Raw genomic sequence first — 11,693 nt, 5'->3', positions numbered from 1 at the left:
TATCTGTACCCGGCGGTTCTCCGGTGTTAAAGCACCCGCGCAACAAGAACTGGCGGCCTCCCACCGCGCAAGCAGCTGACGTGCGTGAAAATATCGTATTGACGACAGATTTCGCTTCATTCATGTCGTAATCCGACCGTTTGCTGTTCCAGCCTGGAAACCCTGACAATGACCGAACGTCTTTCTTTCGCCCGTGATCGCATCAATGTTCTTCTTCTGGAAGGCATCAACCAGACCGCCGTCGAGTATTTCAAATCCTCCGGCTATACCAATGTCACGCACCTGCCCAAAGCGCTGGACAAAGCCGATCTGATCGAAGCGATTTCGCACGCGCATATTATCGGTATCCGCTCGCGCACGCAGCTGACCGAAGAGATCTTTGCTGCGGCGAACCGTCTGGTGGCTGTCGGCTGCTTTTCCGTCGGCACCAATCAGGTCGATCTGAAAGCCGCCCGCAAGCGCGGTATCCCGGTTTTCAACGCGCCGTTCTCCAACACGCGCTCGGTTGCAGAACTGGTGATCGGCGAGATCATCATGCTGATGCGCCGCATTTTCCCGCGTTCCGTATCGGCCCATGCCGGTGGTTGGGACAAAACCGCGACGGGTAGCCGCGAAGTGCGCGGCAAGACGCTCGGCATCATCGGTTATGGCAATATCGGCTCGCAGGTCGGCAATCTGGCCGAAAGCCTCGGCATGACCGTTCGCTATTACGACACGTCCGACAAGCTGCAATATGGCAATGTGAAGCCAACGGCGAGCCTTGATGAGCTGCTGAAGATTTCCGATGTCGTCAGCCTGCATGTTCCGTCGAACAAGTCCACGTCCAAGCTGATCACCGAAGCCAAGCTGCGCAAGATGAAGAAGGGTGCCTTCCTCATCAACAATGCGCGCGGTACGGTTGTCGATCTGGATGCTCTGGCCAAGGTTCTTCAGGAAGGGCACCTTGCTGGCGCGGCCATCGACGTTTTCCCGGTCGAGCCTGCTTCGAACAATGACAAGTTCGTTTCGCCGATTCAGAATATCGAAAATGTCATTCTGACGCCGCATATCGGCGGTTCGACAGAAGAAGCGCAGGAGCGTATTGGCATCGAAGTCACGCGCAAGCTGATTGAATATTCCGATGTTGGCTCGACGCTCGGCGCTGTGAACTTCCCGCAGGTTCAGCTTCCGCCGCGTCCGACTGGCACGCGCTTCATGCACGTGCATGAAAACCGTCCGGGTATTCTCAACAGCCTGATGAATATTTTCTCCACGCACGGTATCAACATCGCCAGCCAGTTTCTTCAGACGGACGGCGAAGTGGGTTACCTTGTGATGGAAGCTGACGGCGTGGGCGAAGCCAGCGATGACATTCTGAATGCGATGCGCGAAATCCCCGGAACGATCCGCGCGCGCCTGCTGTACTAACCGTTCAGACAGGTGTTTAAATTCAATGACGGCACACTCCGGTGTGCCGTCATATTCGTTTCAAGGAACTGTTATATATGCCCGGCAAATAAGGACTTTTTGCCATGCAGTTTTTGAAGACATTTGAGCTTTTTCCCTTTTTCGACACGGTCATCAGCCTGACGGCGGCATTCATTTTTGGCACGCTGATCGGTGCCGAGCGACAGTATCGTCAGCGCACCGCCGGTCTGCGCACCAATGCTCTGGTGGCGCTCGGCGCTGCCGCTTTCGTCGATCTCGCGGTTCGGATTGCCGGTGCGCCCGAGGCTACGCGCGTCATTTCTTATGTTGTGTCGGGTGTCGGTTTTCTGGGCGCGGGCGTCATCATGAAGGAGGGCATGAATGTGCGCGGTCTCAACACTGCGGCGACGCTCTGGTGTTCGGCAGCGGTGGGCGCATTTGCGGGAACCGACATGGTCGCCGAAGCCGCATTGCTCACGGCCTTTATCCTGTTTGGAAATACGCTTCTGCGTCACCTCGTCAATCTCATCAGCCGTATCCCGATCCATGAGCGGGCGTTGGAACAGACCTACGAAGTGCGCGTCATCGCTTCGCAGGAGGGGATGGAGGAGATACGCGAATTGCTGGTCGAAAAGCTGGAAGACGCGAAATATCCTGTCAGCGATGTGGAAATAACCGATCGCAATGCGAAAACGGTCGAGATTCTGGCAACATTGGTCAGCACCTCCATCGAGCCTCAAGAAGTTGAGGCGGTGACCGCTTTCATGGAAAAGCAGAACGGCGTTTTCTATGCCGGATGGGAAGGCAGCTCGAAGGACTGACCGAGGCCGAAGGCAGCTTACCGGTCGATACGCGTGGAAAGCACGATGGACGACATGGTGCGTTCCACGCCTTCCAGCGCGCCGATCCTGTCGAGAACCGCATCCAGTTCCTGAATGGACGGTGCTTCCACCACGACAATCATGTCGAAATGACCGCTGACGGAGTGCAGCGTCCGCACCGTCATCATGCCGCGCAACACAGTTTCAACCTTTGGTGCGAGTTTGGGTAGCGCCGTTACCAGCACATGTGCACGCACGAGATCGCGCTCGAATTCCGGTGCGATTCGAACGGTGTAGCCCTCGATCACGCCCTGCTTTTCCAGCTTTTCTATGCGGCTTTGCACGGTCGTTCGCGAGACGCCAAGGCGTCTTGCAAGCTCGGCTGTAGAGGCGCGGGCGTTTTCACGGAGAAGGGCGATGAGATTCAGGTCTGCATTTGTCGGCATAGTGCATAATTATTACGGCATAATGTGCAAATAAACAACGTCATATCGTCGGTTCATACGCTTCTTTTTGCGCGAGACTATGCGATTCTTGTTCATCGAATTGCATTCCAGTGGAACCAGAAAGGCCAAGGGGAAAACATATGAAACAGATCGTTGTCGTCGGCGCAGGTAAAATCGGTGCAACCATTGCCGATCTTCTGGCTTCCACAGGCGAATATGACGTCACCGTTGTCGATCGTTCGCAGGCACAGCTCGATGCGCTAGAATCCGGCGCTGCGGTCAAGACGCAGGCGCTCGACATTGAAGACGCAAAGGCGCTTGAAGCTGCCCTTACCGGCAAGTTCGCCGTGCTCAGCGCCGCTCCTTTCCATTTGACCACCCGTATTGCTGAAGCCGCTGCCAAGGCGGGCGTTCATTATCTCGACCTGACCGAAGACGTTGCCAGCACGCGCCGCGTGAAGGAACTGGCCGAGGGTGCCAAGACGGCTTTCATCCCGCAGTGCGGTCTGGCTCCGGGCTTCATCTCCATCGTTGCCTACGATCTGGCCAAGCGTTTCGACAAGCTGGACAGCGTTCGCATGCGCGTTGGCGCTCTGCCGCAGTATCCGTCCAATGCTCTCAACTATAACCTGACCTGGAGCACCGACGGCGTCATCAATGAATATATCGAGCCTTGCGAAGCCATCGTAAATGGCGAGCTGTCGGAAGTTCCGGCTCTGGAAGAACGCGAAGAATTCTCGCTCGATGGCGTGACCTATGAAGCGTTCAACACCTCCGGCGGTCTTGGCACGCTGTGCGAAACGCTCGAAGGCAAGGTGCGCACGCTCAACTACCGCACCATCCGCTATCCGGGCCACGTTGCGCTCATGAAGGCGCTTCTGAACGATCTCGGCCTGCGTCATCGCCGCGAAGTTCTCAAGGACATCTTCGAAAACGCGCTGCCGACCACGCTTCAGGACGTTGTCGTGATCTTCGTGACCGTTTCCGGCACCAAGAATGGCCGTCTGGTTCAAGAAACCTACGCAAACAAGGTCTATGCTGCACAGGTCGGCAAGATCGTTCGTTCCGGCATCCAGATCACCACGGCTTCGGCCATTTGCGCGGTGCTCGACATGCTGGCCAAGGGCGATCTGCCGCAGAAAGGCTTCATTCGTCAGGAAGACATCACGCTGGAAGCATTCCTCGCGAACCGCTTCGGCAAGGCCTATGCGCAGGACGACCATTCCACGCGTCTGGTTGCCTGATCTTCTAGGCTGACAAATTAGGGCCTGTCGCGTTTTGGCGTGACGGGCCCTTTCGTGCATCTGGCCTATGGGGGCTTGCCACCAGGGCTTTGAGAAACGGGCGAGAACTCGCCTCATGCAACGGCACTCCGGTCAACAGCCGGAATTGCACAGGACTATGAAACAGGGAAATCATGTTGAAATCAGTTTTGCTGGCCGGTCTGGCCACCGTCGTTATCGCCTTGCCGGTTCAGGCCAAGGAATGGAAGGAAATCCGCATCGCCAGTGAGGGCGCCTATCCTCCATTCAATTACATGTCGCCTGAAGGCAAGCTCGTCGGCTTCGATCTCGATATCGCCAATGCTCTGTGCGAAGCCATGGAAGCCAAGTGCACGGTCGTCGCCAATGATTGGGATGGTATGATCCCCGGTTTGCAGGCCAACAAGTTCGACGCCGTGATCGCGTCCATGGCCATCACACCGGAACGCGAACAGCAGGTTGCCTTCACCGAGCGCTATTACACGACCCCGCTTGCAGTCGTCGTGCCGAAGGATTCGGATCTCACCTCGCTGGAACCGTCGGCATTTGATGGCAAGACCGTTGGTGCGCAGGCTGGCACCACGCAGGGCAATTATGCCGATGACGTTTATGGCAAGGCTGGCGCTGACGTGAAGCTCTACCCGACAGCCGACGAAGCCAATGCCGATCTTGAAAGCGGTCGCGTGGATGCGATTGCAGCGGACAAGTTTCTCGCCGCTGACTGGCTGAAGAAGCAGGGTGCCGATTGCTGCAAGTTCCTCGGCGATATTCCGGGTTCTGAAACGAAAATCGCCGTGGCGCTGCGCAAGGGCGATGACGATCTGCGTGAGCAGTTCAATGCCGCGATCAAGAAGATTCGCGAAAACGGCACCTACGATACGATCCGTCAGAAGTATTTCGATTTCGACATCTATTGATCGCAAAATATCATCGGACGCCGTCAAAACGCCACTTGATGTTGGCGGCGTCCGGTGCTTCAGTCAAACTGAAGCGGATGGGGTTCGTGCGCTGCACTAAATTGCGGATTCCCGCCGGGGCTAATTAAAGCAGTCAACAAAAATAAGCATTTAAGGGGAAACCACCATGCTGAAATCGATCCTTGCCGCTGGCCTTTTTGCCGGTCTTTCCACTGTCGTCGCTGTTCTGCCAGCGCAGGCGAAGGAATGGAAGGAAATCCGCATCGCCACGGAAGGCGCATATCCGCCCTTCAACTTCGTCGCCGCTGACGGCTCTCTTCAGGGGCTGGATGTTGAGATTGGAAACGCGCTCTGCGCCGCCATGCAAGCCAAGTGCACAATCGTTGCCAATGACTGGGACGGCATGATCCCCGGCCTGAAGGCGAACAAGTTCGACGCGGTTCTCGCTTCCATGAGCATCACCGAAGAGCGCAAGAAGCAGGTTGCGTTTACGGACAAATATTATTCGACGCCGCTCGCAGTCGCCGTTCCGAAGGATAGCCCGATCAAGTCCGTCGACGTTGAAGCCATGAAGGGCAAAACGCTTGGCGCGCAGGGCTCCACGACGCAGGCGACCTATGCCGAAGACGTTTATGCCAAGGGCGGTGCCGAAGCCAAGCTTTACCCGACAGCCGACGAAGCCAATGCCGACCTCAAGAGCGGTCGTCTGGATGCGGTTGTGTCGGACAAGTTCCCGCTCGTTGATTGGCTGAAGGCCGATGGTGCCGATTGCTGCAAGCTGCTCGGCGATATTCCGGGAACGGAAACCGCAGCAGGCATTGCTGTCCGTCAGGAAGACAACGATCTGCGTGAACAGCTCAATGCAGCGATCAAGAAAATCCGCGATGACGGCACTTATGCCACCATCGTGAAGAAGTATTTCGACTTCGATATCTATTGATCCCTAAACGCCGCTAGAGCGGTTTCTATTGTAACGGAATCGTCGGAACCGCTCTATCATTAGTATTCACGCATTATCCTACGCAAAACCGCTTCGCACTTTTGCTGGAAATGCTTAAGTGTTGCTACAAGCAGAAACGCGCCGGCCCAGGGTCGGCGCGTATTGCAATTTGAATGCCGGAAATACCGATGCAAAATCAGGATGTTATCGTTCTAGGCGCTGGCGTTGTCGGCGTGTCCGCAGCTCTTCATTTGCAGGCGCGCGGGCGTTCCGTCTGTCTGGTCGACAAGGCAGAGCCAGGGCAGGGAACGAGTTTCGGCAATGCGGGCCTGATCGAACGCTCCAGCGTTATTCCCTATTCCTTCCCGCAGGGATTTGTGAAGCTTCTGCGTTACGCCACAAACCTTCGCACAGATGTTCGCTATTCTCCGCTTTATGTTCCGCGTATAGCGCGCTGGCTTTTCCGCTATTGGCGGGAATCATCGCCTGAACGTCTGGAAATTGCCACGCGGGCCATGTTGCCGCTCGTCGAAGCGAGCGTGAATGAGCATGATGCACTGGTGGCCGAAGCGGGATGCGAAAAGCTCATTCGCAAACAGGGCTGGATGCAGGTTTATCGCAACCAGTCCGCTTTTGATGCCGCGGTGCGTCGTCTGCCCAATTTGCAGCGCTTCAATCTTGCCTATGACATTCTGGATGCCGGCGCCTTGCGCACGCGTGAAACTGCATTGGGCGAAGTGGCCGGCGGTATTCATTGGCTCGACCCGAAATCCGTCGTCAATCCGGCTGGGCTTGTGCAGGCTTATGCCGATCTGTTCCTTCAGCGCGGTGGCAGATTTGCGCATGGCGACGCCGCAACGCTGACCCAGAACGGCGATAGCTGGCAGGTCACGACGCAGGAAGGGCCGGTCAGCGCGCGTGAAGTTGTTGTAGCGCTTGGACCGCAGTCGGCACTCATTTTCCGGCGATTTGGTTATCCTATACCCCTTGGCATTAAACGCGGCCATCACCTGCATTTCGCAATGCGCAACAACACGCGGCTGGGCCATACGGTGGTGGACGAGGAAGCGGGTTACGTATTGGCGCCGATGGTGCAAGGCGTGCGGCTGACCACCGGGATCGAATTCGCATCACCTTTGGCTGCGGCCAATCGCATCCAGCTTGGAAAAACGGAGAAGATCGCGCGGCGTCTGGTGCCGCAGCTCGGTGAGCCGGTGGATAGCGCGCCGTGGCTCGGTCTACGCCCATGCCTGCCGGACATGCGACCGGTGATCGGCCCGGCACCACGCCACAAGGGGCTCTGGTTCGATTTCGGTCACGCCCATCACGGTTTGACGCTGGGGCCAGCAAGCGGACGCCTCATTGCGGAAATGATGACAGGAGAACAAACCTATATCGATCCGACGCCATATTCGGCGGAGCGTTTCCTGTAATCGTTGAATATTTTGTGACAGGGTTGTCAGGAGTGGTGAAGCGGGGCTATCACTTCACCCCTCACATTATTCCGCATTTCTGCGGACCAATTGATCCGGAAAATCCTCGTGAAAAAGAAGTCCTTGGGCCGTACAGGCCTCTCTGTCACCGAAATTTGCCTCGGAACCATGACCTGGGGTGTGCAGAACACCGAAGCTGATGCCCATGAGCAGCTGGATATTGCTGTCGATGCTGGCATCAACTTCATCGACACCGCGGAAGGCTATGCCATTCCGATGAGCGCCGAAAGTTACGGCAAGACCGAGACCTATATCGGGAACTGGTTCAAGGCTTCAGGCAAGCGTGACAAGGTCATTCTCGCCAGCAAGATTGCAGGCGGCGGTCGTCAGGAGTGGATTCGCGGTGGTGCCCGCCCAAGCCGCGCCAGCGTGCGCGAAGCGGTTGAGAACAGCCTGAAACGCCTCCAGACCGATCATATCGATCTTTACCAGATTCATTGGCCGATGCGTTCGCATTACCATTTTGGACAGGGCTGGAATTTCGATTTCAGCAAAAACGATGCGAAGTCGGAATTGCAGCACATGCACGACACTTTGCTCGGCCTCGACGATATGGTTCGCGAAGGCAAGATCCGGCATGTCGGTCTTTCCAACGAAACCGCCTGGGGAACGATGCGCTGGCTGCGTATGGCCGAAGAAGAAGGCCTGCCGCGTATGGCGTCGATCCAGAACGAATATGGGCTTTTACAGCGCCAGTTCGATTTCGACATGGCTGAAGTGTCGCTCGCGGAAGATGTCGGCCTGCTCGCCTATTCGACGCTGGCCGCAGGCGTGCTGACCGGTAAATATCTCGGTGGCACTGTTCCGGCTGGTTCGCGCGCAGCAGTGACTGACGGTGGCCTGTGGCGCGACAATTCCCATTCGGAACCGGTCGTTCGCGCCTATATCGACGTTGCGAAGAAACACGGCCTCGATATTGCGCAGATGGGCATTGCCTTCTCGCTGACCCGTCCGTTCATGACCTCGGTAATTATCGGGGCCACGACTGTCGACCAGCTGAAGACGGATATTGCCGCCCATGAGCTGAAACTGTCGGACGAGGTGCTGGCTGATATTGCGGATGTTTATCGCAACAATCCGCGCCCGCTCTGATCGCATTCAATACTGCTGAATGTGAAAAGCCCGCCATTCAATGGCGGGCTTTTCCATGAGTTCAACCAGCCAGATAAATCTCGTTCTTGACGATCCACTGGTCGATCGGGGTCATGCTGGAAGAGCTGACGATCACCATACGGTCGAAACGCAGGCTGCGACCGGAAAGTGCCTCTGAAAGCCGTTTCATCTCGTCGTGCTTTTCGGGCGTATCCGGAACACCATAGGCGAGAGACACATGTGGGACGAAACTCGCCAGGTCGTCCATGCCCGAAATGCCGATAGTGTCCCGCTTCAAATCCATCAGCGGTGATGTTTTCTCCAGCGCCGCGTAGAACGAACGAAAATAGGATTCCGTTGCCGCTATGCCTTCGATCCTGACATCCAGCGGCTTGCGCCCCATTGCAAGGCTGAGGATCAAGGGCTGCAACTCTTCAGCCGAACGCTGCATATCGGGGATCAATGTTGCATGCGGTTCGAAAACCGGGGTGTTGAAACGAAGTGCCAGATCGCGAACTATCGTTTCGAGGAACTGCAGGTCGCCCCGCGCCGGGCGCAGCCAGACGGAATGAAATGTCATGTGGTCAGGCACCCTTTGCACCCTTGGCATTGTCTGTCTTCAGTGGCCGCACACTGCTGCGCAAAATGAGCGGCATATCCAGCACAACCGTCTGTGGCGGCTCGTTGGGTGCATTTTCCCGTTCATCGAGCAGACGAACAATCTCCGCCGACAGGCGTTCCGCATTCTGGTCGAATGTCGTCAGCCGATACGCACCCCAGCGCGCCTCGGCCACATTGTCGAAGCCGATGATCGAAAGATCATCGGGAATGCTGAGATTGTAGACATCGCGCGCGCAGTCCATCAGGCCAAACGCCATCAGATCATTGACACACAACACGGCTTCGACACGGTCCTTGTCGCCAAGCAGCAAGGAACCGGCGGCGAACCCGCTGTCATAATCGGTCAGTTCACCACGCTGGATGACTACCGGCAGACCGAGACTGTTTGCCTTTGCCACAAAGGCCTGCTCGCGTTCCACGAGGCTGTAGCTGCCGACATTGGATGTGATCAGGCCGAGTTTTTTGAAGCCGCGCGCCGCGAAAACATCGACGGCGGTTTCCGCCGCAAGCTTGTTATTGGCGTGGACGTGGTCTGCTCCGGCCTCTGTTCTGCCGACGAGAATGAGCGGCTGGCCGTTACGTTGTGCCAGCTCGACAAAGGAGGAGGACGGCATGCCCGACAGGACCACCGTCGCTTCCGCCCGATAACGCAACAGCGCCTCGTGGGCCGCAGAAAGGTTTTCCCCGTGCTGGCCGGTGGGGATCAGCACCGGCACATTGCCGCGCGCAGCAAGGCGCCGGGAAAGGGTTGCGATCTGGCGCGCTCGAAAGGGGCTGTCGGGATCAGCGGCGATCATGCCGACGATGCGGCTGCGATGGGCAAGAAGGCCGCGAGCCAGGTCATTGACCTGATAGCCAAGTTTTTCGGCGGCTTTGAGAACTTTCTCGCGGGTTGCAGCCGAAACGCTCGCGCCCGGCGTGAAAGTGCGGGAAACGGCAGACCTCGATACGCCAGCCTCCTGCGCCACTTCATGGGCACTGATGAAGCGTGGGCCACCATTGGCATCGTTATCTTGCTGAGCCATTTCTAGCGTCCCACTTTCGAAAGAACATCGGCGCGGAGGAACCGCTCGACAACGAACATGAATGCAATCGACGGTACAAGCAGTATCAGAGCGCTGATTGATGCAATCTGATAATTACCGCCGGAACTTGCCGTATAGAGCAAGAGCGGCAGAGTGGAAATGTCCGGTGCGCCCACGAAATACGTGCCGGTAAACTCGTCCAGCGATTCCAGGAAAACGAAGATCGCGCTTGCCAGCAGTCCCGGTGCAGCAATTGGCAATGTGATGTCGAAGAAGGTTTTCAGTGCCGATGCGCCCATGGAACGCGCCGCTTCTTCAAGTTCGCTGTCGATGGCTGAGAAGGCAGCGGTTGCGATCCAGACCGCATAGACAAGCCCATGCGTGACATGCACCAACACAACGCCAATGATCGTGCCGTTGAGGCCGAAGGAGTAGAACATCTGTGCGATGTTCACATAGACCGGCAGGTTCGGAAAGGCCTGCGGGATCAGAAGCGTCAGCAGGATCAGGCCGCGAAATGGCAGTTTCAGCCGTGCCAGCGCATAGCCAGCCGGAATGGCCAGACCAAGCGAGACGATCACGGTCAGGATCGCGATGAGGACGCTGGTTCCAAGCGAAGACAGTGCATTGCCGCGCGGCGAGAACACATTGGCCCAGAAGGAGAAACCATATTGCAGCGGCAGCGTGTGGGGAAAATACCAGCGTTCCGCGACGGCCCACAGGAGGAGGTTGGCCAGCGGGCCAAAGATTGCGAAGGCCAGAAGGCCGAGGACGATGCCGCGCGGAATCCAGCGCCAGTCGAAGGTGGTGCTCATTTACCGTGCTCCTTCATGGTCTGGCGCAGATAGATCCACGCCACCAGACTGGTCATCAGCAGCGAAATCGTGCCGAGCGCGTTGGCGACCCCGTAATCGCCATAGGCGTTGATACGGAAGGCCATATTGGCGGTGATCATTGTGGGCGATTGCGCATTGATCATCAGCGGTACGGACAATACCGACATCATGGTCACGAAGCTTAGAATAAGGCCCACGAGCAGCGTCTGGCGCACTTGCGGCAAAACGATCTCAATCAGGATGCGAAGGCGTCCTGCACCCAGATTGCGGGCGGATTCGATGGTGCTCCTGTCGAGTGACGCCATGGCGCCTGCCAGAAGCAGGGTGACGAAGGGTGTCTGTTTCCAGACGAACGCGATGGTAATGCCGCGCCAGTCAAGAAAGCTCATCGCCTGTAACGGCGTCAGTATGCCGGTTTCGATCAGCAGGCTGTTCATCAGACCGTTCTTGGCGAGGAAGGTTCGTAATATCTGGCCGACGACGATAAACGGAATGAACAACGGCCAGCGATAGAGCCAGCGAAGCACAGCGACTGCTCGTGGATTGGAGCCAAGCGTCAGGTAACCACCAATCGCGATAGAAAACAGCGCGATCAGCACTGAAGACAGCACGACGATCAGCAGCGTGAACAGGATGTCGCTTGAATAAAGCTCGAATGTCTTGGTGAAATTGCCGAAGCCCCATTCGCCGGAAACATAGAATGCACCGGTCAGGGCACCGAACAGCGGCACGATGAACAATACCACGACGATCGCCAATGCAGGAGCGACCAGCAGTAAACCCGTCAGTCTTGGCGACATTCGAGACCTCATGAAAACGATGGAATACCGGAT

The 11,693-nt window shown here is 56.9% G+C and carries 12 protein-coding genes; 7 read left to right on the top strand and 5 right to left on the bottom strand.

What is annotated here, in order from left to right:
• Positions 1–168: 168 nt before the first annotated feature.
• Entirely contained in the window at positions 169–1,407 is a 1,239-nt protein-coding gene (gene serA / locus FGI60_RS07850) for a phosphoglycerate dehydrogenase (protein ID WP_138784709.1), read from the top strand.
• Between the two features lie 104 nt (positions 1,408–1,511).
• Positions 1,512–2,228 carry an MgtC/SapB family protein gene (locus FGI60_RS07845; protein WP_138784708.1) on the top strand — a complete coding sequence of 239 codons (717 nt, stop codon included), beginning with the start codon at positions 1,512–1,514 and terminating at the stop codon, positions 2,226–2,228.
• A 17-nt stretch (positions 2,229–2,245) separates the two neighbouring features.
• Here the strand turns inward: FGI60_RS07845 and FGI60_RS07840 are convergent, their stop codons facing one another.
• Entirely contained in the window at positions 2,246–2,674 is a 429-nt protein-coding gene (locus FGI60_RS07840) for an Lrp/AsnC family transcriptional regulator (protein ID WP_138784707.1), read from the bottom strand.
• A gap of 140 nt (positions 2,675–2,814) precedes the next feature.
• Between FGI60_RS07840 and FGI60_RS07835 the strand changes: the two genes are divergently transcribed.
• From FGI60_RS07835 to FGI60_RS07815, 5 genes are all read left to right on the top strand, one after another.
• Entirely contained in the window at positions 2,815–3,918 is a 1,104-nt protein-coding gene (locus FGI60_RS07835; protein WP_138784706.1) for a saccharopine dehydrogenase family protein, read from the top strand.
• Positions 3,919–4,091: 173 nt separating this feature from the next.
• On the top strand, positions 4,092–4,853 hold the full coding sequence (locus FGI60_RS07830; RefSeq protein WP_138784705.1) for an ABC transporter substrate-binding protein: 762 nt from the start codon (positions 4,092–4,094) through the stop codon (positions 4,851–4,853).
• A gap of 178 nt (positions 4,854–5,031) precedes the next feature.
• A complete protein-coding gene (locus FGI60_RS07825) occupies positions 5,032–5,793 on the top strand; it encodes an ABC transporter substrate-binding protein (protein WP_374843064.1) in 762 nt (253 codons plus the stop codon).
• Between the two features lie 182 nt (positions 5,794–5,975).
• The gene (locus FGI60_RS07820) at positions 5,976–7,226 is read left to right on the top strand and encodes an NAD(P)/FAD-dependent oxidoreductase (protein WP_138784959.1); all 1,251 of its coding nucleotides are present in this window, start codon (positions 5,976–5,978) and stop codon (positions 7,224–7,226) included.
• A 108-nt stretch (positions 7,227–7,334) separates the two neighbouring features.
• Entirely contained in the window at positions 7,335–8,378 is a 1,044-nt protein-coding gene (locus FGI60_RS07815) for an aldo/keto reductase (protein WP_138784704.1), read from the top strand.
• A 61-nt stretch (positions 8,379–8,439) separates the two neighbouring features.
• Here the strand turns inward: FGI60_RS07815 and FGI60_RS07810 are convergent, their stop codons facing one another.
• The 4 genes from FGI60_RS07810 to FGI60_RS07795 are packed head-to-tail and all read right to left on the bottom strand — an operon-like array spanning position 8,440 to position 11,660.
• A complete protein-coding gene (locus FGI60_RS07810) occupies positions 8,440–8,958 on the bottom strand; it encodes a 2'-5' RNA ligase family protein (protein ID WP_138784703.1) in 519 nt (172 codons plus the stop codon).
• Between the two features lie 4 nt (positions 8,959–8,962).
• A complete protein-coding gene (locus FGI60_RS07805; protein WP_138784702.1) occupies positions 8,963–10,024 on the bottom strand; it encodes a LacI family DNA-binding transcriptional regulator in 1,062 nt (353 codons plus the stop codon).
• A 2-nt stretch (positions 10,025–10,026) separates the two neighbouring features.
• A complete protein-coding gene (locus FGI60_RS07800) occupies positions 10,027–10,839 on the bottom strand; it encodes an ABC transporter permease (protein WP_138784701.1) in 813 nt (270 codons plus the stop codon).
• The gene (locus FGI60_RS07795) at positions 10,836–11,660 is read right to left on the bottom strand and encodes an ABC transporter permease (RefSeq protein ID WP_138784700.1); all 825 of its coding nucleotides are present in this window, start codon (positions 11,658–11,660) and stop codon (positions 10,836–10,838) included. The genes FGI60_RS07800 and FGI60_RS07795 overlap by 4 nt, the downstream gene beginning before the upstream one ends.
• Between the last annotated feature and the right edge of the window lie 33 nt (positions 11,661–11,693).

Source organism: Brucella haematophila (genome assembly GCF_005938105.1).
Lineage (GTDB): Bacteria > Pseudomonadota > Alphaproteobacteria > Rhizobiales > Rhizobiaceae > Brucella > Brucella haematophila.
This window is presented reverse-complemented; position numbering and strand designations above follow the sequence as displayed.